32 protein-coding genes and 1 tRNA gene are annotated in these 25144 nt (G+C 51.5%); 12 read left to right on the top strand and 21 right to left on the bottom strand.

The genetic code is table 11. From position 1 onward, the window contains the following. The first annotated feature begins 194 nt into the window (after positions 1–194). From nfuA to ACTH3S_RS01595, 3 genes are all read left to right on the top strand, one after another. The gene (gene nfuA / locus ACTH3S_RS01605; protein WP_441807272.1) at positions 195–782 is read left to right on the top strand and encodes a Fe-S biogenesis protein NfuA; all 588 of its coding nucleotides are present in this window, start codon (positions 195–197) and stop codon (positions 780–782) included. A gap of 236 nt (positions 783–1018) precedes the next feature. Beyond that, the gene (locus ACTH3S_RS01600; protein ID WP_441807271.1) at positions 1019–2218 is read left to right on the top strand and encodes a DUF445 domain-containing protein; all 1200 of its coding nucleotides are present in this window, start codon (positions 1019–1021) and stop codon (positions 2216–2218) included. An 83-nt stretch (positions 2219–2301) separates the two neighbouring features. Then, entirely contained in the window at positions 2302–2643 is a 342-nt protein-coding gene (locus tag ACTH3S_RS01595; RefSeq protein WP_441807270.1) for a hypothetical protein, read from the top strand. A gap of 2 nt (positions 2644–2645) precedes the next feature. Here ACTH3S_RS01595 and ACTH3S_RS01590 read toward each other — a convergent pair whose 3' ends face one another. The 5 genes from ACTH3S_RS01590 to ACTH3S_RS01570 all read right to left on the bottom strand — a co-directional run bounded on the left by ACTH3S_RS01590 (position 2646) and on the right by ACTH3S_RS01570 (position 4905). Next, a complete protein-coding gene (locus ACTH3S_RS01590) occupies positions 2646–2972 on the bottom strand; it encodes a TusE/DsrC/DsvC family sulfur relay protein (RefSeq protein WP_441807269.1) in 327 nt (108 codons plus the stop codon). Between the two features lie 3 nt (positions 2973–2975). After that, positions 2976–3260: a sulfurtransferase complex subunit TusB gene (gene tusB, locus ACTH3S_RS01585; protein WP_441807268.1), complete on the bottom strand. Its 285-nt coding sequence runs from the start codon at positions 3258–3260 to the stop codon at positions 2976–2978. A gap of 36 nt (positions 3261–3296) precedes the next feature. Then, positions 3297–3647 (bottom strand): DsrE family protein, encoded by a 351-nt coding sequence (locus ACTH3S_RS01580; protein ID WP_441807267.1) that lies wholly within the window; start codon positions 3645–3647, stop codon positions 3297–3299. Between the two features lie 2 nt (positions 3648–3649). Then, positions 3650–4066: a sulfurtransferase complex subunit TusD gene (gene tusD, locus ACTH3S_RS01575; protein ID WP_441807266.1), complete on the bottom strand. Its 417-nt coding sequence runs from the start codon at positions 4064–4066 to the stop codon at positions 3650–3652. Between the two features lie 119 nt (positions 4067–4185). Then, complete coding sequence (locus tag ACTH3S_RS01570; protein WP_441807265.1) at positions 4186–4905, bottom strand: Bax inhibitor-1/YccA family protein; 720 nt, start codon at positions 4903–4905, stop codon at positions 4186–4188. A 257-nt stretch (positions 4906–5162) separates the two neighbouring features. On the opposite strand from ACTH3S_RS01570, the gene ACTH3S_RS01565 reads away from it, so the two are divergent. Next, a tRNA-Ser gene (locus tag ACTH3S_RS01565) sits at positions 5163–5253 on the top strand. 274 nt (positions 5254–5527) lie between these two features. Here the strand turns inward: ACTH3S_RS01565 and ACTH3S_RS01560 are convergent. Then, entirely contained in the window at positions 5528–5899 is a 372-nt protein-coding gene (locus tag ACTH3S_RS01560; protein ID WP_441807264.1) for a hypothetical protein, read from the bottom strand. Between the two features lie 328 nt (positions 5900–6227). Here ACTH3S_RS01560 and ACTH3S_RS01555 point away from each other — a divergent pair, with 328 nt between their 5' ends. From ACTH3S_RS01555 to ACTH3S_RS01540, 4 genes are all read left to right on the top strand, one after another. Continuing rightward, entirely contained in the window at positions 6228–7832 is a 1605-nt protein-coding gene (locus tag ACTH3S_RS01555) for a DUF4041 domain-containing protein (RefSeq protein WP_441807263.1), read from the top strand. A 130-nt stretch (positions 7833–7962) separates the two neighbouring features. Next, entirely contained in the window at positions 7963–8163 is a 201-nt protein-coding gene (locus ACTH3S_RS01550) for an addiction module protein (RefSeq protein ID WP_441807262.1), read from the top strand. After that, the gene (locus ACTH3S_RS01545) at positions 8163–8459 is read left to right on the top strand and encodes a type II toxin-antitoxin system RelE/ParE family toxin (protein WP_441807261.1); all 297 of its coding nucleotides are present in this window, start codon (positions 8163–8165) and stop codon (positions 8457–8459) included. The genes ACTH3S_RS01550 and ACTH3S_RS01545 overlap by 1 nt, the downstream gene beginning before the upstream one ends. 372 nt (positions 8460–8831) lie before the next feature. Then, positions 8832–9050 carry a hypothetical protein gene (locus ACTH3S_RS01540; protein WP_441807260.1) on the top strand — a complete coding sequence of 73 codons (219 nt, stop codon included), beginning with the start codon at positions 8832–8834 and terminating at the stop codon, positions 9048–9050. Positions 9051–9123: 73 nt separating this feature from the next. Here the strand turns inward: ACTH3S_RS01540 and hemH are convergent, their stop codons facing one another. The 4 genes from hemH to ACTH3S_RS01520 form a co-directional block, all read right to left on the bottom strand. Beyond that, entirely contained in the window at positions 9124–10233 is a 1110-nt protein-coding gene (hemH, locus tag ACTH3S_RS01535) for a ferrochelatase (RefSeq protein ID WP_441807259.1), read from the bottom strand. Positions 10234–10278: 45 nt separating this feature from the next. After that, positions 10279–10707: a TIGR01244 family sulfur transferase gene (locus ACTH3S_RS01530; RefSeq protein ID WP_441807258.1), complete on the bottom strand. Its 429-nt coding sequence runs from the start codon at positions 10705–10707 to the stop codon at positions 10279–10281. A 96-nt stretch (positions 10708–10803) separates the two neighbouring features. Then, positions 10804–11268, bottom strand: a complete 465-nt coding sequence (locus ACTH3S_RS01525) for a DUF6691 family protein (protein WP_441807257.1) — start codon at positions 11266–11268, stop codon at positions 10804–10806. 4 nt (positions 11269–11272) lie between these two features. Then, the gene (locus tag ACTH3S_RS01520) at positions 11273–11710 is read right to left on the bottom strand and encodes a YeeE/YedE family protein (protein ID WP_441807256.1); all 438 of its coding nucleotides are present in this window, start codon (positions 11708–11710) and stop codon (positions 11273–11275) included. A 341-nt stretch (positions 11711–12051) separates the two neighbouring features. On the opposite strand from ACTH3S_RS01520, the gene ACTH3S_RS01515 reads away from it, so the two are divergent. Beyond that, the gene (locus ACTH3S_RS01515; protein WP_441807255.1) at positions 12052–12468 is read left to right on the top strand and encodes a phasin family protein; all 417 of its coding nucleotides are present in this window, start codon (positions 12052–12054) and stop codon (positions 12466–12468) included. A 39-nt stretch (positions 12469–12507) separates the two neighbouring features. On the opposite strand, the gene ACTH3S_RS01510 is transcribed toward ACTH3S_RS01515, so the two are convergent. The 10 genes from ACTH3S_RS01510 to ACTH3S_RS01465 all read right to left on the bottom strand — a co-directional run bounded on the left by ACTH3S_RS01510 (position 12508) and on the right by ACTH3S_RS01465 (position 20948). After that, positions 12508–13137, bottom strand: coding sequence for a TetR/AcrR family transcriptional regulator (locus ACTH3S_RS01510; protein WP_441807254.1), 630 nt, complete (start codon positions 13135–13137; stop codon positions 12508–12510). An 18-nt stretch (positions 13138–13155) separates the two neighbouring features. Then, positions 13156–13968 carry an exodeoxyribonuclease III gene (gene xthA / locus ACTH3S_RS01505; protein WP_441807253.1) on the bottom strand — a complete coding sequence of 271 codons (813 nt, stop codon included), beginning with the start codon at positions 13966–13968 and terminating at the stop codon, positions 13156–13158. Between the two features lie 93 nt (positions 13969–14061). Beyond that, positions 14062–14805, bottom strand: coding sequence for a hypothetical protein (locus ACTH3S_RS01500; RefSeq protein WP_441807252.1), 744 nt, complete (start codon positions 14803–14805; stop codon positions 14062–14064). Continuing rightward, complete coding sequence (locus tag ACTH3S_RS01495) at positions 14802–15323, bottom strand: DUF2878 domain-containing protein (protein ID WP_441807251.1); 522 nt, start codon at positions 15321–15323, stop codon at positions 14802–14804. The genes ACTH3S_RS01500 and ACTH3S_RS01495 overlap by 4 nt, the downstream gene beginning before the upstream one ends. Further along, positions 15320–16594 (bottom strand): class I SAM-dependent methyltransferase, encoded by a 1275-nt coding sequence (locus ACTH3S_RS01490; protein ID WP_441807250.1) that lies wholly within the window; start codon positions 16592–16594, stop codon positions 15320–15322. Before ACTH3S_RS01490 ends, ACTH3S_RS01495 begins: the two co-directional genes overlap by 4 nt. After that, the gene (locus tag ACTH3S_RS01485) at positions 16582–17466 is read right to left on the bottom strand and encodes a DUF1365 domain-containing protein (protein ID WP_441807249.1); all 885 of its coding nucleotides are present in this window, start codon (positions 17464–17466) and stop codon (positions 16582–16584) included. Before ACTH3S_RS01485 ends, ACTH3S_RS01490 begins: the two co-directional genes overlap by 13 nt. A gap of 2 nt (positions 17467–17468) precedes the next feature. Further along, entirely contained in the window at positions 17469–18734 is a 1266-nt protein-coding gene (locus ACTH3S_RS01480) for an NAD(P)/FAD-dependent oxidoreductase (RefSeq protein ID WP_441807248.1), read from the bottom strand. Then, complete coding sequence (locus tag ACTH3S_RS01475) at positions 18731–19531, bottom strand: SDR family NAD(P)-dependent oxidoreductase (protein WP_441807247.1); 801 nt, start codon at positions 19529–19531, stop codon at positions 18731–18733. Before ACTH3S_RS01475 ends, ACTH3S_RS01480 begins: the two co-directional genes overlap by 4 nt. Continuing rightward, positions 19528–19995, bottom strand: a complete 468-nt coding sequence (locus ACTH3S_RS01470) for a nuclear transport factor 2 family protein (protein WP_441807246.1) — start codon at positions 19993–19995, stop codon at positions 19528–19530. The genes ACTH3S_RS01475 and ACTH3S_RS01470 overlap by 4 nt, the downstream gene beginning before the upstream one ends. Continuing rightward, positions 19992–20948: an acyl-CoA desaturase gene (locus tag ACTH3S_RS01465; protein ID WP_441807245.1), complete on the bottom strand. Its 957-nt coding sequence runs from the start codon at positions 20946–20948 to the stop codon at positions 19992–19994. Before ACTH3S_RS01465 ends, ACTH3S_RS01470 begins: the two co-directional genes overlap by 4 nt. Positions 20949–21067: 119 nt before the next feature. Here ACTH3S_RS01465 and ACTH3S_RS01460 point away from each other — a divergent pair, with 119 nt between their 5' ends. Then, positions 21068–22111, top strand: coding sequence for an NAD(P)/FAD-dependent oxidoreductase (locus tag ACTH3S_RS01460; RefSeq protein WP_441807244.1), 1044 nt, complete (start codon positions 21068–21070; stop codon positions 22109–22111). Here the strand turns inward: ACTH3S_RS01460 and ACTH3S_RS01455 are convergent. Further along, a complete protein-coding gene (locus ACTH3S_RS01455; protein ID WP_441807243.1) occupies positions 22101–23585 on the bottom strand; it encodes an HD domain-containing protein in 1485 nt (494 codons plus the stop codon). The two genes, ACTH3S_RS01460 and ACTH3S_RS01455, sit on opposite strands and share 11 nt — an antisense overlap. A gap of 113 nt (positions 23586–23698) precedes the next feature. Here ACTH3S_RS01455 and ACTH3S_RS01450 point away from each other — a divergent pair, with 113 nt between their 5' ends. Beyond that, entirely contained in the window at positions 23699–24919 is a 1221-nt protein-coding gene (locus ACTH3S_RS01450; RefSeq protein ID WP_441807242.1) for a PP2C family protein-serine/threonine phosphatase, read from the top strand. 14 nt (positions 24920–24933) lie between these two features. After that, the coding region (locus ACTH3S_RS01445) for an STAS domain-containing protein (RefSeq protein WP_441807241.1) at positions 24934–25144 on the top strand (211 nt) is incomplete at its 3' end.

Below are 25144 nucleotides of genomic sequence, written 5' to 3'. Positions count from 1 at the left end.
CGGGATGATAGCAAAATTGCCGGTGCCAGTCGTAGTGCCGGCAGCAGTTATTCTTCACTTGCGTCAAGTTTAACTCGAGGCGAGCGTGGTAAGGGAGAGTATATTGTGAATGAAAGACCCACTAATTTACTTGGTCTTTCATGTTGCCGCGAACTCCCTTAAAATGAACTTAAACTTACCAACGGGTTGAAAACATGGCATTGGTTACTGTGACAGATCCCGCACGGGATTATCTTGCGCAACTTATTGAAAAGCAGGATGTGGAAGGCATGGGTGTGCGAATTTTCGTAACGCAGCCAGGCACCAAAAATGCTGAAACCTGCTTGGCTTATTGCCCGCCCAACGAAATTGTACCCACGGACGAACAGGTGGATCTGGAGAAATTCACGTTATTTCTGGATCACAACTCCGTACCGTTTCTCGAAGAAGCGTATGTGGATTACTCCAAGGATCAGATGGGTGGCCAGCTGACAATCAAAGCGCCGAACGCTAAAGTTCCAAGCGTAGATGAAAATGCGCCACTGCCAGATCGTGTGAACTACGTGCTGGCCTCAGAAATCAATCCAAACCTGGCTTCCCACGGCGGCGATGTTTCATTGGTTGAGATCGTAGATGAATCTGTTGCAGTTCTGCGCTTTGGTGGCGGTTGTCAGGGCTGTTCTGCAGTGAGTCTTACCCTGAAGCAGGGTGTCGAGACGACGCTCAAAGACAGGGTGCCTGAAATAACAGCCGTTCGTGATGTGACGGATCACACACAGACTGAAAACGCATACTACCAGTAGGCGTCGTTTGCTCGACTCCGGAAGTATCTGTAGAGGAATTTGCAGGTGTTTTCGGAGCACCAACCCTTGTCCTGTCAGTAACATTCTGAAAACCTGCTTGAACGCCAAGTTCAGCCCCAAAATTTCGTTGCCGCACTTTTTCTGTAGGACAATGGCGGCTCGGCCAATGTTACAGAGCTTTGACTGTCGCATGATCGGCAGATTCTTCATCTGCTTTTGTATAACCGGGGTTCCTCTTGTTTGACGCTGCGCTTCTGTCCGTGCCCATCATGGCCGCTGTGGTAGGCTGGTTTACTAACTGGCTTGCCATTCAGATGTCATTTTATCCGGTACAGTTTATTGGTGTTGGCGTCATTGGCTGGCAGGGTGTTATACCGCGCAAGTCCGAGAAAATGGCCCACATCTGTATCGACCGAACGCTTCGGCAATTCGGCGACCTAAACGCTGTTTATCAAAAGCTTGAACCCCAGCGCATTATCGAACAAGTAATCTCCCAGGTTACGCCCAGGTTGGATGAGTATATTAATGAAGTTATGTACGAAATCCAGCCCGTTCTTTGGGATAACTTGCCGTTATTTCTCCGTCGCCGGATTTACCAGTGGGCCAGGGAACAATTACCGGCTCGGGTCGAAGATCTGGTTGATGATTTTGGGGATGATCTTGATGAGCTTGTCGACCTAAAAGTCCTGTTGAGCCGCGAGCTGAAGCAGCACCCGGATCTGATGAATCGCATATTTCAGCAGGCGGGTTCGGTTGAGCTCAGGTCGGTTATCAATCGTGGGGCAATTATTGGTGGACTGCTGGGCTGCGGCCTTGCGCCAGTCTGGTCGATCTATCCAACACCTTGGCTTTTGCCAGTTGGCGGGTTTGTGATCGGCTTTATTACGAACTGGCTTGCTATCAATCTGATTTTTGCGCCGTTAAAGCCCCGTCGATTTCTGTTCTGGAAGATTCAGGGCTTATTTTTACGACGCCAGCCAGAAATTAGCGAAATCTGGGCAAAACTGGTTGCCGAGGAGTTGATCACGGTAGAGAAAGTGGCCGACGCTATGATTAGTGGTAACCGGGGTGATCGCACAAGAGCCATTATACAAAAGCATCTAAGGCCTTTGTTGGATAACTCTCTGTTGATGAAACTCGGAGCCCAGGTAACCGTGGGTATGAGTGGCTATACCGAGCTGAAGAAAGCGATGAATGAGCAGGCGATACTTGCCACCCACGATGTGTTCAGCGATCCCGGTTTCAACAAGGAGCGGGCGCCGGTTGTCGCGGGGGTATTATCCGGGCAGATGAAGGCGCTTCGGCCAGCCGAGTTTCAAGATATACTTCGCCCCGCATTTCGCGAAGAAGAGGTTCAGCTCATGTTTATAGGTGGCATATTCGGGGCGCTGGCTGGGGCTGCTCAGTTCTTTGCGCTTACCTATCTGCCAATATAGGCTCCGAGCTATTCAACGGTTACTGAGCCATACAGGCCACTACAGATCATCGTGCACATAGCATTGATCAAAAGGAGAGCGCCATGTCTGCCTGGGCATTACTCATTGCGCAGTTTTTTGTGACGGCTGTTGCCGTCTTTGTTGTTCTTTGGGGCTTCTGGGCGCAGGCGATTCGGCCCTATCTGGATCGAAAGGTAGCAGAGCTTATTGCGGCATCAGAGGAAATTGAACCACGAGTGGCGCTCGGGGTAAAAAAGGGTGTGGCTGAAACCATCCGGGAAATGCCCGAAAGCGCTTGGGACGGCACCGCAAAAGAATCTACCCGGCAGTTCCTCAAGTTCGGTTCGGGTCTGTTCGAGAATGGACTTAGTAGTCTATTGGGTGGTGCTGCCGATATGGAGCAGCGAAAGCCGCCACCAAAATAACCCTACAAGCAGTTAGTTGGTCTTGGTAGGCCTGCTATCCGGCAGGCTGTTTTAGCAGGGGTGCCCGGAAACAGTTGCATAAGATATATACTATTTCCTTTGTCTTCACCGAAAGCCTCCTTTACCGCTTTTACAAACAGCCGGTTAGAGGGAGGTGATATTTCATGTGCTTTATAAAATGAGCGCAGGAACTCAATGATTTCAATGTGTTTTTGTTCAAGAGTTATGTGATTTTCTTCGGCAATAGCCGCTGCAACTTCGGGCGTCCACGCATTTGCGTTTTCGAGAAAACCCTCATTGTTTCTTGCGGGCATTATGGCATCTGTCATGGATCACCAGCTGATTACGTTCTGGGCCTGAGCCGTCAAATTAACCATGGCAGGGTAATCCACCAACGTGACGTCCCCGCTACATTGTCCAACACCGCGGGCAGTAGCGTCTTGTGCTAGAGCATACACGGGGATGGCGAGGTTGTGGTCGCGTGGCGTTGGCAGGGCCAACACGGCGCTCTCAGTGAGCAGTAGCGCATCGCCCGGTCTGAGCGCATGCCGGCATTTTGCGGTGCGGGGATGCTCGGGTGCCTTGTTTAGAATGTGAAGGGTATAAATGGGTATCATAACGGGTTCCGGCTCTGTTAGAGCGTGATTAGAAAATCAACCGGCAAAGGCAGTGTGTGTGTGTTGTTGCAGCAGTTCGGCGCTGCTCTGAGCTAAGGCCACACCGGCCACCATGTCTTCCAGAGTAAGCCCATATTGGGCACAGGCTGCTGCGTCTGCGTACAGGGTTTCTACGCCAAAAATTGGTGCTGCGCAAAGGTTCTTTTCCACAGACTTCTGTGCAATTTCGCCTGTCTCTTGGTTTTTTCGTAGCCAGTTAACCCCCGCCCCCATAAAAAGCATCGATACGGACTGATCAAACGCAGACAGAGAAAAGGCCATGTCGAGGGCTTCGCGCCCAGCCCAGTTTCCGTATGGAGGTTGGTCAATTACAATTAGCGTGTTCATGTTCAGCCTCCTGCGTGGAAATATAGAACCCGGGACGACGCCATAGTGCCTTCAACCCACTCACCAAGCCCGGCAATAATGAATGGTTTCAGAAGGTTGTTGGCCGGCAGTTCATAGCGTTTTTGCTCTGCACTATCTACCAGCCCACGCCTTAATGCGGAGGCGATACAGGCAAACCCGGGTATAGCGTTATCCTTCAGGAATCTTGCCCACTCGCTTGGCCAATGGGTTTCATCGGAAGGCGGCGCGCAGAGTGCGGAGGCAAGATGAACTCCATCACCATAGAGAAATACCCGGTCTAGTGTATGGCCTGCAGTAAGCGCAGCCCGAGCGAATGACAAGGCTGTTTGTGGCGCCTGAGAAGAATAGGGCGCTCCGGTGATGACCAGGGTGTAGTTTTGTAGTGGGATAGCAGTCATGGTTCCAGTTTTTTGCCTGAGTGCAGTTTCAGCCTGAGATACGTCCAGTGTACCAATAGCAAAAACCCCGGCAAAGGCCGAGGTTTTTGCAAACTGAGTGGCGCGAAGTACGCCGGATATTAATCGTTGCCGGAGAAGGCACCGATAAGGTGCAGCAGGCTCACGAACAGGTTATAGATGTTCAAGTACAGGCCAGTGGTTGCCATGATGTAGTTGGTTTCGCCACCGTTTACGATACGGCTAGTATCATACAGGATGAAACCGGACATCAGGAATACGATCGCAGCACTGATGGCCAGGCTGATAGCAGTGATCTCAACGCCGAACATTGCAGCCACCATAGAGCCTAGGGCTGCAACCAGTACCACAACAAGACCGGCAACCAGCATGCCGCGCATGAAGCTGAAGTCTTTCTTAGTGGTCAGCACATAGCCAGACAGGGCGAAGAACACGAGCCCAGTCCCACCAAGGGCCTGCATGATGATTTGCCCGCCGTTAGAGAACTGTAGGTAGTACATCAGAATCGGGCCAAGAGACATTCCGAGCAGGCCCGTGAAAGCGAACACAACAGCAATGCCGGCAGAGCTGTTAGCAGTACGTGGCAATACCAGCCAAATCAGAGCGAGTGCGCCCAGGCTGCATACGAGGCTTGCGCCTTGGCTGAGGCCGATAGACATGGAAACACCTGCCATAACCGCACTGAATACCAGTGTCATTGCTAGCAGGGTGTAAGTGTTTCGCAGAACTTTGGTCGCAGAAGCACTGATAGGTGCGGTAGCGGACCCGCGGGCAATCATGCCGTTGCGGTTCTGCTGAACATTGTACTGTCTGTTTTGCATTCTGATCTCCGGTTTAATCCAGCTTATTTGGTTACTGGCGTCAGGCACAGAGCCTGATAAACGCCAATCACCTGGAATTACAGTCCATAATAATGTCGAATTCTGAACTTTCAATCATTTAGGACAGGAAAGTGGTCGCCAGATTCCATTAAAGACAGTTAATGTTTAAATATCCATGGAGTTTTGTGCAGGGCGTTGACAGCACAGACAATTCCGGTATGATGCACACCGCTGTCGCTAGGCAGCGATGGAAAAACGGTGGGCTGGCAGAGTGGCCGAATGCAGCGGTCTTGAAAACCGCCGAAGGTTTGTAGCCTTCCCGGGGTTCGAATCCCTGGCCCACCGCCATTTTCCCTTTCAAAGCAGCCTCTTACATTATCTCGCTAACCCCGCCGAAAGGCTCCCTAAACAGCTTGTATAAAACGGTTTTTATACAGTTGTATAAAGTGATTTCCGGAAACCCCTCTATATAACCTGTATTATTTGGTCGCTTTTTGGCGAATAAAAGGCGTTATCTATATCCGCTTTCGGGATCTGGGATAGGTCTTGGTCGTCCGACTATCGTCATGAAGCAGGTTGTCTGTAGCGTTTCCGCCGGCCTCGTCCAGCTCAGTGGCGTGTTTCAGTCGTGTTCGGTGAATCTTTCCGTAAGCTTCGTTTCCTCAAGCACTTTGGGCATACTGGCGCCCCAGCGGTTGTCAAACGCTGAATCCTTGGCCGGTTTTTCGAAACGGTCGCACACAAGGCTCAACCCCTGCTTTGCGTTGCCGGCTTTCAGATCCGCAACCGCTTTTCTCAGCTCTGGAATCCAAGCGATAATACCGCGCCTGCCAGTTTTTCTGGTTTTAACGGCAATGCCATCCTCCCGCACTGCGTTTAAGGGCTGGATTATTCCGGCGGCTGGGATGGCAATGCCTTTTGGGCCGGAATGGTGGTTTGCTTTAACCAGCGACAGTTTTGCGGAAGTGAGCGGCGCAATGCAATGAATTGTCAAATTATCAGTGCACACAGTTTGCAGGTAAAAATAAAACCGTATGGTAGGTGTGAATTTAGCGGAAGAGGCGCTCACTCAGTTGGCGGCATAAAGTACGCAGTCTTTGGCTGGCGACCTTGATTTAACTATTAGTTACTGCGAAACCGACTGCCCTGCGGATACGGTCAGAGTCCAGTTTAATGAAAAATGTCGGGACGGCGCTGTTGAAAAATCCGCAATGAATGGGCGACGTGAAGGCAGATAAGCTCAAGGTAGTTTTCGAGGACTAAGGGGCCATCGCGTTGTCTCGCTCGTTACTGGAAAACTAAAGCCATAAAAAGGATAAAGCATGGAAGTAACAACCCCAGCAGTTGATGCCATCGTCGTCATCGTCACCCTTTTAATGTTCTTCACTCCGGTTGCGGTCGCGTGGTTTTCGAGGCGTAGCCGAAACGCCATGAAGAAAAGTCTCGTCAAAGCGACAATGGCTTTGAAGAAGGCTGAAGAGCGAAAGAGGGGCGCCGAGCAATACAGTACTGAACTCAATGCCAAGTACAAGCCAATTACCGACATGGAACAGCAAGTGCAGCTGTTACTTGATAAAGCAGAAATGCAGGCACGGGCAATTAAAAGTGACGCGGACCGCCTGTACTCGGAAGCTGAGCAAAGGCTGGGAGCGGCGAAAGAGGAAGCTGGCCATATCAGTACTGAAGCAAAAGTCGCTCTCAAAGATGCAAAATTGAGAGCTGAACAGATTGAGGCGTCGGGTCGAGGGGAGTCAGAGAGGATACTCGATTTTGCGAGGCGTCAGGCTGAGGAGGTGGCTGGGGATGCAATGGCTGCCAAGGGTAAGGCTGATCTGTATGAAGCCACGGTGGTTGCCATGCGGAACACTATTCAGGGCTACAAAGATGACTATATCATTCCAAACCATGCGGTTTTGGATGACCTGGCGGACGAATACAGCCATAAAGAAGCGGGCAAACAGCTGAAACGGGCCCGGAAGCGCGTTCGCGATATGGTGAAACATGGGAATGCGGGGGCTTGTGACTATGCGGAAGCGAACCGTCGAGCCTTTGCAATACACTTCGCGGTGGATGCCTTCAACGGTAAGGTTGATTCAGCAATTGCCAAGGTAAAGCACGACAACTATGGCAAGATTAAGCAGGAAATTCTGGATGCTTTCGCCTTGGTGAATCACAACGGCATGCCCTTCCGAAACGCCCGAATTAATCAGGAATACTTTGAAACTCGGTTGGACGAACTCCAGTGGGCAGTTGCGACTCATGAACTAAAACAGATCGAGCGTGAGGAGCAGCGGGCCATTCGCGAGCAAATGCGAGAGGAAGAAAAAGCTCGCCGTGAAATGGAAAAGGCTATTAAGGAGGCTGAAAAAGAAGAGCGCATGCTACAGAAGGCCTTGGAAGCTGCCCGAAAAGAACTGGCCTCTGCTCACGGTGAGCAGAGGGCGGAGTACGAAGCCCAACTTGCGGAACTGGAGACCAAATTGGGTGAAGCGGAGAGCAGGGGGCAGCGGGCTATTTCGATGGCACAGCAAACAAAACGTGGCCATGTCTACGTTATCAGTAACATCGGTAGTTTTGGTGAAAACGTTTTTAAAATTGGCATGACGCGCAGGCTGGAGCCCAAAGATCGGGTTAAAGAGCTGGGTGATGCCTCCGTTCCATTTGATTTCGATGTCCACGCGATGATCTACAGTGACGATGCTCCGGCGCTGGAGAAAGCATTGCATCGGCGGTTTGATGATGCTTCGGTAAACAAAGTAAATTCTCGAAAGGAGTTCTTTAATCTGAATCTGGCCGAGATTCGACAAGCCGCAGAGCAGCATGACATGAATGAAATACACTGGACAATGAAAGCAGAGGCGGCTGAATATCGGGAATCTTTGAGCATCTCCAGTAAGCAAGCTTTGGAGGCACCAGTTACGGCATGAATTTCGGCGCTTTGGTCATTGTGTGAGGAAAGGGCTGTAAGATGTTGATCGTGGGTTTGTCACCCAGGATCTTAACCTCAAATGCTGTGTGGTAGGATTGATTTTGAACTGTTCTGAATAGAGGTGAATTATGGAAATTCAATCATTGACCATTTCTGAACGCATTATTCTCGCAGAAGCGCTGTGGGACAGCGTGGTTGCGGAAGGTTCGGAAATCGAACTTACTGAGCTCCAGAAACAGGAGCTCGACCAGCGATTGCAGTCATTTGAGTTAGATCAGAAGTGCGGAGACGCATGGGCCGCTGTTAAAGCTCGAATTCTGTCAACGTAATGGATTACACACTTACACTCCGAAAAGACGCAGAACTTGATGTCGGCGCACATTTCGATTTTTACGAAAAGAAGCGAGAGGGCCTTGGTCACGATTTTCTTCTTTGTGTTGAGGAGGCCCTCGACAATGCTCAGAAAAATCCTTTCATTTACCGAAAGATCTATAAAGAGCTGAGGCGCATTCCAGTGCGCAGGTTTCCGTACCGCGTTTTCTTCTTGGTTCAAGGCCTGGAAGTTATTGTTACCGCAGTTTTCCATGTTCGAAAAAATCCCTCCTCTTGGTCCGGCCGCGCATAGGCAGTTCAATCTGTAACCCCTGTGATGCATTATTAAATTATCGAATAAACAGTCGGTTGGATTATCGGGTCAGGAGGGCCGTGGCCGGTATCTTCATTCACTTTACCGACTAAAGTGAAGAGAGTCATGGGCTACCGACAACTAACCCAAGCACAACGATACCAGATTTCGGCCTTCGTGCGAGTAGGCTAGGGCTCGAGATCGATCCCACAAGCGCTGTGTTGTTACAGTTGAATCATTGCTGGGAACTTCGCTGTAATCTAGGCCCAGTGGGTTGTGACCCCGGTCGTGAGGGCCCGAATCGAGCCGATTTCTGTTGTATGCTGAGGATGTAGTGACGGCTATCGATGCAGGAATACTAGGGAGAAAATCATGTTAATGGATAGAGAAAATACAGATAAAAACACCGACACCGTCGGTCGTCGGAATCGTAAATTTGCTGTTTCTACTAATCGTGGCAAAGCCAGCCACCGGGTGCGCTACGTGGAAGCCGGCGGAGCAGGTGTGGATATTGATGAATGCACATTTTGCGAGTCCATGCCGGATCTTTCAGATACGGAGCAGGAGCAGAAGGGTAAAGAGGGAGAGTAGGGCGCTAGGTAGTCTGTGACAGACCTAGGCCACGGCTCAGAAGCGCCTTAATCGGCGCCACCGAGTTGTGTATTCAAAGATTTCGGCCGGGGTATATGGCGTCTTTTTGCCTGTCTGAGAGCTGTTGTCGAGTAGCCAGCGTTTCAGGCTGGTTATCCGGAGACTGCCAGCCTTGCAGGTTCTCTTCTATTAATTGTACCAAAGCATCAATGTGCCCGGGTGTCGCATTCAGAGCGGTGATATAGCTGAAGCCTTCACCACCGGCTTCCATAAAATAGCCGCGATTCTCTTCATCAATTTCTTCAATGGTTTCCAGGCAGTCGGCTGAGAAGCCTGGGCAGAACACATCAATGGTTTTCACTCCCTGGCCGGGAAATGCTTTAAGCGTTTCGTCGGTATAGGGCTTGAGCCATTCCTCTTTGCCAAAGCGGGACTGGAAGGTGGTTATATAGTCTTCTTCTTCCAAGCCAAGCCGCTCTGCCAGTAGCCGAGAAGTCTTGTGGCACTCACAATGATAGGGGTCGCCCTTGGTCAGGTATTTCAGTGGCACTCCATGATAGGACAGCACAAGTTTTTGGTTGCGACCGTGGCTGGCCCAGTGGTTTTTGATATGCTGAGCCATTGCCTCAATATACGGCGCGTAATCCGGATAATGAGAAACAAATCGGAAATCCGGCAGCCAACGGAGCGTCGAAAAGTATTTTGCTATGGCATCAAAGGTGGAGGCCGATGTGGAGGCGGAGTACTGCGGGTAAAGTGGTAGCACTACCAGCTTTCTCACGCCCTGCTGCTGCATTTCGTCAAGCACCCTCGGAATAGAGGGGTTGCCATAACGCATCGCAAATCCCACAACTACGTCCGAACCATACTTCTTTTTCATCGCATCCTGTATGCCTTCTGCCTGCTTTGCAGTATGGATCAGCAGTGGCGATCCTTCGGGCTGCCACACACTGGCGTAGGCCGCAGCGCTGCGTTTTGGGCGGATGCGAAGAATGACCCCATGCAATATCAGCCACCACAGTACGCGAGGCAACTCAACAACCCTGGGATCGGAGAGGAATTCTGCTAAATATCGCCTTAGAGCGGAAGGGGTTGGGGCATCTGGCGTACCCAGGTTGGTTACCAGCACGCCAATCCGCTCCGATTTGTTGTGTCGGAAGTTTTCTGAACCTTTGTATTGCATGGGAGGGTGAATCCTAAGCGTTGATCGTTTGGAACTGGTCGGTAATTACTGGTTCTCAGACTGCTGAGCCATGCGCGGGGCAAGTCCGCTGATGTCGTAACCGGCACTGCGGGCTTTGTCGAAAATATCTTGGGCTGGAGAAGTGCGAACAGCATTCAGCGCCCAAAGCACAGTACAACGAGTTCCGGAACGGCAAAAAGCCAATACGGGCTTTTCAGAATCCTGGATCATTGCACCAAAACGATCAACGTCTTCGTCTGAGATATTCCCCGATTCGACGGGCATGTAAACCCAGGTCATGCCATTTTCGAGGGCCGCAGCTTCAATGTCCGCCATCGCAGGCTGGCCGAATTCTTCCTTATCCGGGCGGTTGGCAACCAGGGTTCTGAAGCCAAGCCTGGCTGCCTCTGCTACATCTGTGTAGGTAATCTGGGGAGCGACGGAAATTGTGTCATCGATTTTTCGGATATCCATGGGTTTTCGTCTCCGGATTCGGGAAATATGCAATGCCATCATCATCTCATAGCTGACGACATCTGTCAGAACGATACAAAGCCAATCAGCTCAGTCTTAAATCGTCGTGCTCAAGCCATCATTTGACTCACCGGAGCGGGCACCAGATCTTTTACGTTCAATCAGTTCAAATATACCCATACCGGCCAACATAGAGACCACGAATACAGCGGATTTTATTTCGCCCGCGCCTAGGCCCACCAGCCCTGGCCCGGGGCAGATGCCTGCGATACCCCAGCCAATACCGAATAGTAAGCCACCTATAACCAGGCGTTTATCTATCTGAGACTGGCCCGGTACTTTCATGTTCAGGCCGAGAAATGACAGCGTTCGTTTTCGTGCGATGGTAAATGCGACAACACCAACGAGAATGGCTCCTCCCATCACGAAACCAAGCGAGGGGTCCCATAGTCCTGTAATGTCGAGGAAGCCTAAGACTTTTTCAGGATTTGCCATGCCAGAGACAATAAGGCCAAAGCCAAAAAGCAGACCTGAAAATAATGCGGCAACAGCAGCTTTCATGACATTACACTCCCAAAACGTGTCGAATAACGAAAACGGTTACAAATCCCGCGAACATAAAGCTGACAGTTGCCGCCAATGATCTGGGCGAAAATCGGGATAGGCCACACACGCCGTGTCCGCTGGTGCAGCCCGAGCCATAGCGAGTGCCGATACCCACAAGAAGGCCAGCGATAATAAGGGCAGGGTATCCAGCCTCTATTTCAATGGGCGGTAACTGCGCGACCAGCATCCACAAAACTGGCGCACCGATAAGGCCCGCCAAAAAGGCAAATCGCCAACTTCTGTCGCCGGCAGAACGGGTAAGCAAGCCGCCCAGAATGCCGCTTATTCCGGCTATTCTGCCATTCAGAAGAAGAAAGCCTGCGGCGGCGAGACCCACTAGCACACCGCCAGCAAGTGCAGTCCAAGGAGTAAAATTACTCCAGGCAATGTCAATCATTAGGCATTCTCTAAATAAGGTTTATTGTGGAATAAGCATATAATATGCGGATATAACATTTAAAAAAAGCCCGGCTGGAAGGCCGGGCAGAGGCGTGCGAGTAGTATCCATTAAAGACTTCCAGACAAACCGGTGTCAGCAGGGACTCCGGTATACTCAAGTATTGACTATATTTTGAACACTTCAAGCTTGTTTCGGTTTTGCGTAGCAACATTTTGTCATATGGAAAGCGCCTTTATACTGAAGCCCGTGGCTATGCGGCTTTCAGCCGGACTGAATTTGGCCGCAAGCTGTAATATAATGGCACTTCAAGTGCATTTTTCCTTCCCAGAGGTTGTTACATGTCAGATGAAAACGACAAGAATCCCGAAAATGATCCGCAGTTGGCCGGAAAAATAAAAGATTCTGCCCGTCAGATCTGGCTTGCCGGCTTAGGTGCCTATAACAAGGCAGAGGAAGATACCGGCCGTTTCTTCGATCGACTGGTTCAGGAAGGTGAGCAGCTAGAAAACAAAACCCGCGGCGTAGTGGAGAAGCAGATCCGTTCAGTGGAAGATCGGGTTGAGGGAGTGCGCGACCGTGCAACCGGCACTTGGGATAGGTTAGAGCACCTGTTCGACGATCGGGTGTCTGGAGCGTTGCGCCGGCTAGGGATCCCTAGCAGGGAAGATGTTGAAGCGCTTGAGGGCAGAATAGAAGCGCTGGAAGCTGAATTGTCCGTGCTCAGAGACAGTAACGGCAGGGATGAAGAAGAGTAGTGCTGAGCTGTGACTTGCTACAGACTGAACTGTGACTAACTAAAGATAGTCCCGGCTGATCAATTTCGCGTGTTCTTGCTGCTCAGGTGCAAAATAGGGCAGCATCAAATGCATCATCTGGTACACGCCTCGGCCAGGGTCAACGGACTCCCGATTATCCAAGTGAGAGAGCGTATCGAATGCGCTCCAGTAACAAGCCGTCAGGGTAAGTTGCTCACACAGTGAATCCAGTTCTTCCGAATCAATACACATCATGTTCTGGCGCCGCAGGCTTTCGCAAATACTTCGGAATGCTGCTGTTTTTTTCTGCAAAACTCGCCTGAAGCGGATTTGTAAACGCTCATATCTAGACAGAACGTTAACCAGATCCTGGTACAAAAATCGGTAGCGGGCCACGGCTTCAAATAACAGGTGCAGAAAAAAGCTCTGTTGATCCAAGCTGATATCTACATCCTCCGGAACGGCAAGCAAGTCCAACATCTCCGCTTCAAACGCTGTAAACAGCTCTTCGACAATGTCGCCCTTGCTCTTAAAGTGGTAATACAAATTGCCGGGGCTTATATCCAGCTCATCCGAGATCAGCAACGTTGTCACGTTGGGTTCGCCCTTGCTATTGAACAACAGCAGGCTGGTGTTGAGTATGCGGTCCCGGGTTTTTACTTTTTTCATGTGGCGCCCGGTTAATCCTTAAAGGTCAAAGCTTGCCCAAACCGGGCAATGGTCAGATGGCCGTTCCATCCCACGAAAGCCTAAAGACACCCCCGCTTCCCGGGCTTTGGGTAACAGACTGTGGTTGGCCATAATCAGGTCGATTCGTAGGCCTCGCTTAGGGTCTTTATCAAAGCCTTTGCTGCGATAATCAAACCAGCTGAATGTTTGTGTATCTTCCGGGTGAAGGTGCCGGAACACATCAGTATAGCCTCGGTTTTCAATCTGGCTTAGCCATTCCCGCTCCTCGGGAAGAAAGGCGCACTTCCCGGTGCGCAACCAGCGCTTGGCATTGTCTGGGCCTATACCCACGTCTTTATCGGTAGGCGCTATATTCATGTCGCCCATGACTAACACGTGGCCGACCTGCGCTTTAAGCTCGTCCAGGTAGGCCATCAGATCAGCGTAGAACTTCTTTTTGGCAGGGAATTTTATTGGGTGGTCTCGGCCTTCACCTTGAGGAAAATACCCGTTGACCACCGTAAGCTTCTCACCGTTCACGGTAAACTGGCCGGTAATAAGCCGGCGCTGGGCGTCTTCGGTATCACCGGAGTAGCCTTTAAAAACCTGGTCTGGCTCTACTCGGGAAAGCAGCGCAACTCCGTAGTGGGTTTTTTGGCCGTGAAAATGTGCGTGATAGCCCAGTTCACGAATGGCCTCAACCGGAAACTCTTCGTCTCTTACTTTCGTTTCCTGAATGCCGATAACATCGGGGTTATGGCTTTCGATCAGAGCTTCAAGTTGGTGTAGGCGGGTACGGATACTGTTGGCGTTAAAAGACACAAACATCATGGCTGAAAGCTCTCCTGAAAACTCTCCGGCGTTGGTTGCGGCAGGAGTTTAACACATAGAAACCACGGTATTGCCTTCCCGAAGAGGACAGGTTCAAGGAGTCAGCTCACATTCCGGGTAAGTGCTAATAACATAGCGGATGGTTGCGGTGTAGTTCTGGTCAGCGTTTTCGCGCACGTTGGTAAGGCCTGAATAGGCTGTGAGGGCACCTTGGTTGTTGTAGCCGAGGACGATGGGGTCCACCAGAAACTTAAGTACGAAATTATCCGGGCGGATTTGCACCACGTAATCCGCGTTTACTGCATAGCTTTGTACGGATTCGAGAATAAACGCGTAATCCGTTCCCCGGGTTGGTGCCAGAAAACGAAAATTAACGGGTTCGCCGCTTACAACCCTGTCCCAATTCTGGCGCACCATGTTGTCAAAACCCGCATCAACCACAAGGTTATCTGAAATGTCTACGTTGGAGCGTTCTATATCGCCACTGGGCGGTTGCCATACAACGTTTACCGCCTCCGAGCCCGCATAGGATATTTTCAGGGACTCCTGAAAATTCGGTTGCTGGTAATTTACCGTGGGGCGAATGTCAGACTGGCTGTAATCGAGCTCTTTTTCAGCGAAGGTCTCTTCTCCTTCTTCAGCTTGGCGAACATACGTCACTCTGTGCTCAAGTGGTCGAAAAATCCCGTTATCGCAGGCGCCCTGGATCCTGTGTTGTTCTTCATAGAGCGCTTTCCCGTCCAGGGTTTGTGCAGATCCAGTAAACTGAAAAACGTCGGCAGACACAGGTACCGAAAGTGCGACCAAAACAGGTAAATACCCTGGGTTTAAGTTCACGATGACAGTTCCGGGTAAAGTGATTTGCGGGCAAACAGCAGAAGCGGGAACACCACCAGCCAACCAAGAGCCAATGCGATGAGTGAGGGGACCAGCGCGGGCAGCTCAACGCCACCGATTTTGCTGGCAGACCAATAGGCGAATGAACCGGCAAAAGGTGCAAACAAAAAAGCCAGCCAGACCTTGCGACTGATCCAGTTTAAGGAGTGGCTGAGGGTTGTCATGAAAATAGCCCAGATAGCGACCAGCCAGAGCGGAGTGATCAATACTGCTCCGCTGCCGTCGTCCAGTATTCCAAGCCGGAACCAGAGCCCATCGAGCAGCGAGCCTACAACTGTTCCCAGCCCTATAAACTGAAGTTCCTTAAAGCGATTTTGGCTCACAAACACAAAGTGGATGAGCAGGAACACCACAACCAATACCGGGCCAAGCATATCGGGGTAAACCACGCAGGCAAACCATCCGATCTGAAAAATCATAAAATTCAGCGCATTGCGAGCGGCTTCTGAAGTGATCATAAGCTCAGTATGTTCTGCCGCTTGTTACCGGGTTTGGCGAAAACCAGCTGCGACACGCCTATAGCACGCTCGTTGAACCCCGCCTCGCAGTAAGCAAAGTAGAAGTGCCACAGCTTACGAAAAGCATGGTCGTATCCCATGGATTCAAGCTTTTCACAGTTATTCATAAAACGATCACACCAGTCTCTGAGTGTGCGGGCGTAATGAAACCCCGCATCTTCTGAATGGGTAAGAACCAGGTTCGACTCGTTACGCACCGATTCCAGTATGGTGCCGAACGATGGGATGAAACTTCCGGGGAAAATAAAGCGCTGAATAAAATCCACGTTCTTTAATGCGCGCTGGTAACGCTGTTCCGGCATATTAATGGCCTGAACAAGGGCTAAGCCGTCTGGTTTTAGCAGGGCGTTAATTTGGCCGAAGTAGCTGTCGAGAAATTGTGGCCCTACGGCTTCGATCATTTCGACGGAAACCAACTTGTCGAATTGGCCTGAAAGATCGCGGTAATCATCGAACAACAGGGTGATTTTATCTTCCAGGCCTTCACTGCGAACACGCTCCTGAGCAAGTTCGAGCTGCTCTTTTGAGATTGTGGTGGTGGTTACATGGCAGCCATAGTGCTTCGCCGCGTGTATGCCAAAGCCGCCCCAGCCGGTTCCAATTTCGATCACCCGATCCGTTGGCCGCAAGTCCAGCTTCGTGCATATGGTGTCCAGCTTGTGAACTGCAGCTTCTTCGAGCGTTGATTCCTCGCTTGGGTAAATGGCAGAGGAATACATCATGGTAGGGTCGAGGAATGTCTCGAACAGATCATTACCCAGATCATAATGGGCGCTGATGTTCTTTCTGGAACCGTCTTTGGTGTTTCGGTTAAGCCAGTGCAGGCCTTTTAGCGCTGGCTTGGTTACCCAGCTGAACCGATCCTCAAATTCATTCATGCGATCAATATTGCGGGTAAAGAACCGGAGCAATGCAACCAGATCGGGTGACGACCAGTCACCGGCCACGTAGGCTTCGGCAGCACCAACGCTTCCTCCGGTTAGCAAATCCTGCCATGTGCTCTGATGATGAATAATCAGCTCTGCAGGTTGGTGATCGTTGTTGCCATCGCCAAAAACCAGGTCGTCCATGCTGGATTCCCGAATAGTCAATGTGCCTTCCCCCAACTGCCGGAGCTGCTGGATAACAAGTTTTTTGGCAACACGGCTGGCCAGGGAGTTGGCCTGTTGGGAGTTGGCGATACGACTGGCCGATGTGTTCATGTTCTCCATGAGCTTACCTTTCCTCGAGTCTTGTTTGAGTCGTCAACGCTGGTTACGTCTACACCGTGATCGACACTTCCAAGGCTGTAAGCCGGGTCACTTTCCGCCAGCTTGTCTGGATGGGTGTAGAACGGGGCGCCCTTAAGCTTTAGCTTCAGGGCGTGCCAGTAGATACCGGCGGCCACCTTGAGCGCTTCCACAGGGAACCGGCGCAAACTTTTATGAAGAGTTTTACGTGTTAGTGATGTTCGGTGGACGACCAGAGTGGCATCAAAATGCTTTTTGCCTTCTTCCAGCACGTTCATGTGGATTCTTAACTCTGGTCCCCGGAAGTTAAACGTCCACTCGTAGTGCTGCGCCATGGCGTTGAACGGCGAAACATGAAAGCGCTTGGTGAACCCGAACTTTTCGGTTCGCCAGCCAGCAGAGTTTGCCTCGCTGCCGACGCTTTCTAGGCAGTAAACATGACGTTCGTTCCAGGGTGTGTTGGTAATCTGTGCCAAAACTACAGCTGGAACGTCGCCATTGGCACCGCTTTCACCAGCGCTATAACAGAAGTAGAAGCTGACCGGATTAAACACATAACCGGCGTAGCGAGGGTGGGTAATCAGCTCCACTGCGCCGTCAGGGCGCCAGCCAGTTGCTGTTTCTACCTGTTCGCGTACAGCTTCTGATAAATCACCTGCCTCAGGTCGGAAATAGTCTTTGCGCTTCAGGGACATCCAGTTGAAACGCTCCAAGGAAAAAAATGGGCTTGCGTTGGCAACCTGGTGCCACTCGTCTGTGTCTAGTGCCAACATGCCGGTGTGGTATTCAAACTCATGCTGAACCGGATACAGGCGCCGGTGCCGAATTGAGCCTAATAGCCATTGGCTGCCCATTATCAGAGCTCCACTCCAAAATCATTGGTTACCCGCAGCGCGCTGCGCACGCCATCTTCATGAAAACCGTTGAACCAATATGCGCCGCAATAGTGTGTGCGGTTTTTATTGCCTATCTCTTGGTAGCGCTCCTGAGCCTCAACTGCGCCGAGCGTAAACACCGGATGAGCGTAACTGAAACGCTTAATTACCTTGTCTGGGGCAATGTCGTGACTGCGGTTGAGAGTGACGCAAAAGGTCTCCGGGGCATCGTGGAAATTTTGCAATGTGTTCATGTTGTAGGTAACAGACACCGGCTCAGTGCTGTGCATTGGGATAAAGTAGTTCCACGCGGCCCAGGCTCTGCGGTTTTCTGGCAACACGCTGTGATCTGTGTGAAGAACTACATCGTTCTTCTGATAGGGAATGGCGCCTAAGATGTCACGTTCTTGGTCGCTGGGATCTGTGAGCATGGCTAGGGCTTGATCGCTATGGCAGCCAAAAATAACGTGATCGAACTCGTGGGTCTGGCCTTCAGTTTTGATCGTAACGCCACTCTCGCTCCGGCTTACAGCTTGCACCGGTGTGTTCAGGTGCGTGCGGTCACCTAGGCGCTCCATCATGGCCTTTACGTACTGCTCAGAACCGCCAGAAATAACGCGCCAAGTGGGGCGATCGTCTACCGACAGCATGCCGTGATTGTTGAAGAACTGCAGGAAAAAACGTATCGGGAATTGCTCTAACACGATTTCTGGCGCTGACCATATTGCCGCGCCCATGGGGACAATATAGTTGTTTCGAAAATACCGTGAATAACCGTTACGGCTCAGGTACTCACCCAATGTTTCAGTGCGTTTAACCCTGCCGGCGGCCATGTCCGCGCGGGTTTCTTTGTTGAACCGCAAAATTTCCCGCACCATGTTCAGGAAAGGTAGGTTTAGCAGGTTCTTACGCTGGGCGAACAGGCTGTTCAAGCTGGTCCCGTTGTATTGCAGCCCCGTGGCGCTGGAGCCCACACTAAAGCTCATCTCACTGACTTCAGAGGGCACGCCCAAGCGCTCCATGAGGCGCATGAAATTTGGGTAGGTCCAGTCATTGAATACGATAAAGCCGGTATTTATTGGCCAGGTACGTCCATCTGCCTCGACATACTCCGTGTTGGTGTGGCCACCGGCGTAATCGTTCGCTTCGAAGATTTCTACATCATGCTTTTCCGCGAGAAGCCATGCCGCCGTGAGGCCAGACACTCCCGCACCGATAACAGCAATACGCTGACGTTCGTTGCTCATTCCTTTGTTTCCTGTTCGCTGGAGCTTTTGCGGGCCATGGAGGCGGCCATGCGATCAATCAATGACTGAGGCAGGGCGCCCAGGCACTTCAGAATCCATGTGAAGCGCTTCGGGAAGGCGATTTCGTTGTGGCCCTTGGCAAGGCCGCTGATGATGCGCTCGGCCGCATCCTCCGCCGTCACCAGAAACGGCATCGGGAAGTCGTTACGTTCGGTTAGTGGCGTTTTCACAAAGCCAGGAGACACTAAAACCACATCAATTCCTTCGGCAGAAAGATCCGCCCGCAAACTGTGTGCAAAGTAGGCCAATGCCGCTTTTGAGGCGCCGTAGCCTTCCGCCCGGGCGAAGGGGAACCACCAGGCTGACGAGCCCACAATTACCAACGTGGCGGGCAACCCTTTGGCGCGGGTGCGCCGTAACGCGGGCAGGGCGACCTCAACACAACGGGCCGTACCAACCACATTGGTGTCTATGTTTTTCTCGATCACATCGCTGCTGTAATCGGCGATATCGAGATACTCGCAGGTACCGGCGTTGAGAATGGCCATGTTCAAACTGCCGTGGGATTCCAGAAATGGCGCAATGGCTTGCAGGTTATCCTTGCTGGTAGTATCCGCCACGGCAGGCGTGATGCGTTCTGGCGCTAGGGTCTTTATCTGTTCCAGAGGCTCAGGCCGGCGGCCGGTAACGACAAGCTTATGCCCGCCACGAATCAGAGCGTGGGTTACGGATTCACCAATGCCGGAGCTGGCACCGGTAATCCAGATGTTGGATACGGTGTCGAGGCGCTCACTCATCCTGCATAACCTTTCACCCACCGGATAACGCCACCAACCACAGGTAGGTTTTCATAAAGTAGTTGGCCCGCATCAAAGTAATCCCGGTGATAGCAAACTTTGCCGTTTTTAACCTGCAAGTGACTAATGCCGGCTACCTGTATCTCGCGCCCGCCGCGAATACGTTTGTGACGCAGATGCATGACCCAGGGAATCGTGGCAAAGCTGTTCTGCACCACGGCATCCTTGTAGGCGAAGCGGCAGGAAATAACATTGGCGTAAGCTCCTGCAAAGTACTGCGTTAACGCATCAAGACCTTTCACGGCACCGAGCGGATCTTGGAACCCTATGTCCTCGCTGTACACATCTGGCAGTTTATTCAGATTGCCTTTGTCCAGTTCATTAAACAGGCTCTTGAATTTCTCCAGGGTGCCGGGCACGGCTGAATGGGGGCTGCCTACTTCAATTGTTGGGACGGTTGTCATTTATGCACCCTCCTCGTGTGGTCAAGTTGACGGGTCTCTTCTTGAATACGCTGAGGTATCGGGTTTAGCTCCCAGATAACGCCCATTTTTGACAATACCCAGAGCCCGTACCAGGTGACATCGATTTCGTACCAACGAAACCCCTGCCGAACGGATTGAGGCCAGCGATGATGGTTGTTGTGCCAGCCTTCGCCCAAAGTTAGCAGGGCAAGCCAGAAGTTGTTGCGGCTGTCGTCAGGGGTATCAAATCTGCGTTTGCCCCAGACGTGGGAAAGGGAGTTTATTGAGACGGTGGCGTGGAACAGCGCAACAGTGGATATAAAAAAGCCCCAAACCAGCATCTGTAAACCGTTAGTACCAAGCCCTGGCGCCCACACTGCAAGCGCTTCGCCCAAGCCGTAAATTAGAATGGCTGCTGCGGCCGGAACCAGTGCGTCGAAACGATTGATGAGCTTCAGCTCGGGGAATTTAAGCCAATCGCGTACACGCCGTTCATCTGTAACAAAGCCGGCATCGCAGGTAAACCAACCCATGTGCGACCACCAGAAGCCTCCCTGATGAGGGGAGTGCAGATCCTGTTCCCGGTCTGAGTGCTGATGGTGGTGCCGGTGATGTGCAGCCCACCAAAGGGGGCCGCGCTGTGCGGCACTGGCGCCGAGCACTCCAAATATAAACTGAGCGGCGCGACTGGTTTTAAACGTCTTGTGGGCAAAGTACCGATGGTAGAATCCGGTAATGGCAAACATTCTCACCCAAAAAAAGAAGACGGCAAACCCAATAGCAAATGCACTTGCGCCAGTGTAGAAGGCCAGCAGGCACGCCAGGTGTAATGCTAAAAATGGTATAACGCGAACAACATTGAAGGCACGGGAGTTTGCGTTTATGTGATCCGAACCGGCGTCCGAATCGAACCACCTCAGAATATTGATAAACAAGCTTTGCACTCGGGTCATACCCTGATTGCCCTTTTTGCTCTGAATTGAACCTGAGCACCGAGGTCTTCCGAATATACCGGCTCGGTTGCTTGATGGTTTGTACGCTCTGACCACACTACTTGGATGCACCATAAATCATGTTTAATGAGTCGCTTCGTAGCACAGATGTACGCCGCATTGCCGTTATTGGTTCAGGTCTCGCTGGCCTAACTGCAGCTATCAAGTTGAAACAACAGAATCACGACGTGACGGTGTTTGAAAAAAGCCGTGGCCCTGGCGGCAGGCTTGCTGCAAAACGGATAACAGATGGCTCCGCCGATATAGGCGCTCAGTACTTCACCTCTCGAAATCCAGAGTTTCTGCCGTTTCTTTCCGAGTTTGCCGGCGACAGCAGCTTTGCTGTCTGGAATGGTCAATTCGGGTTTCAGGACAAAGAAGGTCAGTGGCAAGCGTTCCCCGATGAGCCACGCTATGTAGGTACACCCAGAATGACCGCCATTTCTCGGGCGCTGTCTGCTCACGTAACCGTGGTTTCCGAAACTCGTATTGAGCGTTTGGCACCCATTGAAAAAGATTGGATTCTGTTTGATACCAACGGGCAACCGGTGGGTGAATTTGATCAGGTTATTATTACTGCGCCACCTGCCCAGACGAGGGACTTACTTAGCCAGAGTGATCTACCCGAACTGGCTGCTCAGCTCGATGATGCAGTAAGCCGTGTGTTGCCGTGTTGGGCCGTGGCCGCGCACTTTGAAGAAAACCCATGGCGCCACCACGAGGGAATGCGGTGCGATCACCCGGAGCTTTATTGGGTAGCGAACAACTCCAGCAAACCGGATCGCAAAAGGTCTGATGTGGAGGATAACGGCGCATGGTGGGTTCTTCACGCGAATGCAGAATGGACCGAGCGGAATGTAGACACTCCGCCAGAACAAGTAACAGAAAAGATGATAGCCGCATTCCGCCAATTGACCGGAACCGAGGTGGCGGTTACGGACACAGCCACCCATCGGTGGCTGTACGCCCGATCAGAAGGCGGCGCCAACCCTGGATACCTTTGGTTTAAAGAGCAGGGTATTGGCCTTGCGGGTGACTGGCTTAGCGGTGGTCGGGTTGAAGGCGCCTTCGACAGCGCCTGCAGCCTGGTATCTGCGTGCATGGAAAACGCGGTTAGCCCGTAATGCCTGGCGCGGTATTTTTTGTGATGTCTGGGCGGGTGTAAAAATGGCTAATGGTGCTGTCGTTAAATTTGCTGAAAAAGGCACTCACATCCGTGATCTTTTTCAGCGAGCGGGTGCGGTTAATGGGATCCCGAATCAGCACTTTAATGCCGTTAAAGTTATCCTGAATATTGGAGAAACGAGCGTACATGGAGCAGGTAACCACCTGAGCAGGGTTGAGCTCCATGGCCTCTGCCAGCCAGGCACTATGGCCGGCTATTTCGCTGGAAGAGAGGTCTTCACGGGTATCCAGATGATTCAGTTTTACGCGATTAACGATGCAGAAGGAAAAGCTTTCTGGCCGTCGGCGAGCCACCTTTCGGAAGGCTTCCCAGAAGAAGCTGTCGGTAAGCTCGGCGAAGTACTGCATGTTGCTCAAGCAGGTATCGATCCACTCAAAGCTTTCTGGATCTTCCAGAACTTCGTTGATTGCCTCGCGCAACAGCCAGTCAAACCCCAAGGCTGTTTTGTGGGCATACACCTTGCGGTACATCTGGTAGCGACTGTAAATAAAATCTTCAAGCGCCCCAAGGCCTTTTTGGGTGATGGCTAGACCCAACCAAGGTTTTGATTCATCCCAGCCAAAGCGCAGGTTGCTAAGCAAATGATCGAGATTGAGGCCGCCAATGGTGACAGACGAATGAAATCCGTCACGTAACATGTAATCGGCGCGGTCGGCGTCAATTTCCCCAGACACAATGGACGAGAGCAAGTCCAGCACCAAGCGTGGGATGTTTTCGCTGATCAGAGATCCGGCTTCGGCATCCGCACCCGCAATAAAGCTCCAAAATGTTCGTGCGTGCCGGCAAAATGTTTTGCTAGGCGTCACATCTGTGGTTTCCATGATACCGATGACGTCCTGAGCATGAATGCCGGCGCTATCCAAATCCACCGCCGATAACACATCGTGAGCAACCCGCACAGAATAGTGTTCATGTTCGAGTTCTTCTGGCTCTGCGCTGTGGTAGGCGGAATAATCAACGCCTTCCCACAAATCCGCAAACCGACCGGGCCGAGACATCAGTTTACGAATGCGCTGTGCCTGTGTGAATTGGTGCGAGAAACTGGAATGGCCACTGTCATGAAGCAGGCAGCCCAAGCGAATGGTTTTGGCTAAATAATCTATGGCATCCAACTGGCTCAGGCTTAGATCTGTCTGCTCGCTCAACTGACGCTCTCGGAGATAGGCATCAATCATCGAGCGAAACATGCGGGTGCCCACATGCATTACACCAATGCTGTGCAAGAAGCGGGAATGGGTTGCACCTGGGAAAACCAGGCTTAGGATGTCGTTTTGGCAGATATTACGTAGCCGCTGGAACAATGGGTGGTCAATCACCTGAATCTCATGCCTGTATAGCGGAATCGCGCCGTGAACCGGATCCATGATCAGCTTGTCATAGGCACCTAACAGGTCATTTACCGCTCTTCTCATTCGCAGGAATCTCCCGATTTCGCCAAACTGGCCTTGTTATATCACAAGGGCATGCCAAAATAGATTTTGACACGTCATTTTTCGTTTATCGCTGGTAGTTTAGGGCAATAGCCATGACCTCGCGCACCGAGCGCCTTTTAGTTCGAATACTGATAATTGATGCAGACGATAAGGCTCGCGCCGAACTTGCACGCTACCTAGAACCACGGGGGTTCTACGTTTCTGGTTACCCTAATCTCGTTACCGCGCTTGCGTCGTTCGACGATAGCACGCCCGACATTATCTTTGCAGACCTTGCACCGACGGGAATCCAGGAGCTTGCGGGCAGTCTAGATGAGGCTGAAACCTACATTCCCATCGTTGCTTGCTCTTCCACCGAATCGAGTACGGATGTGGTGGATGCTATTCGTGCCGGCGCTTCAGATTTTCTACTCAAACCCAGTTGTAACGACAAAAACGCGTTAAGTGATGTCATCCGTAAACTGCTTGAGCGGGTTCGAGTCAGGAGGCTAAACCAACTTTACCGGCAGGAACTCGAAGACGCGAACAGCGATCTCAGAGACGGCATCGCCGAATTACGTGCCGACCAGAGAGCGGGGCGCAAGGTGCAGTTGCGCATGTTGCCAGAAAAAGAACAGATGACTGGCGGACTGTATGTGGACCACCTGATTAAACCGTCTCTGTATCTGAGCGGCGATTTCCTCGATTACTTCCCGCTTACCGACGATAAAACCCTGGTTTACATAGCCGATGTGTCTGGCCATGGGGCCAGTTCTGCGTTTGTGACCGTACTCCTGAAAAACCTCAGCAACCGCCTGCAGCGCAACTTCCGCCGGGGGTCTAGCGACGACATCCTTTATCCCGATCGGTTTCTTGAACGAGTTAACTCAGAATTGCTTGATACCGGGCTGGGTAAACACGTCACCATTTTTGTTGGTATTATTTCTCTTAGTGAGCGTACATTAGAATATGCGGTCGGCGCCCACTTCCCGATGCCAGTATTATCGTTTGAAGATGGCGAAACCGCTTTTCTGGAGGGCAGTGGCCTTCCAGTAGGACTTTTTGAGACTCCACAGTGGGAAGTGTACAAGGTGCCGTTGGATAAACCCTTCCACTTGATTCTGTTCTCGGATGGCATTCTCGAAGTCATCCGCCAAAAGAGTCTTGATGAAAAGGAGCAGAGACTACTTGAACTCGTATCTGGAGGTCGTCACACTGTCGCATCTCTTAGCGAGGCTCTTAACCTCGACGAGATCACAGAGTTACCGGACGACATCGGTATTGTGACGGTTACTGATACGGTTTCAGTGTCAGACACCCCGTCGTTGAAATAGTGGCAGTGTGAGACATGGCTGGTTATAAAATCCTACAGGCTGAGAAACAGGGCATATACGTCCTGAAGTTTATTGGGGAAATCCGGCTGAACCTTTGTTGCACGCTGGACAATCTGGTGGACTCCATCACCCTGGATCCGCAATTCAAAACCGTGGTGATTGATCTCACGGAAACCGAAATCATCGACAGCACCACCCTCGGCCTGCTAGCCAAGATCGCCATGG

The sequence above is a fragment of the Marinobacter sp. genome, from assembly GCF_052094685.1.
Classification (GTDB): domain Bacteria; phylum Pseudomonadota; class Gammaproteobacteria; order Pseudomonadales; family Oleiphilaceae; genus Marinobacter.
The sequence above is the reverse complement of the archived record's forward strand: the minus strand, read 5'-3'. Positions and strand labels throughout refer to the sequence as shown.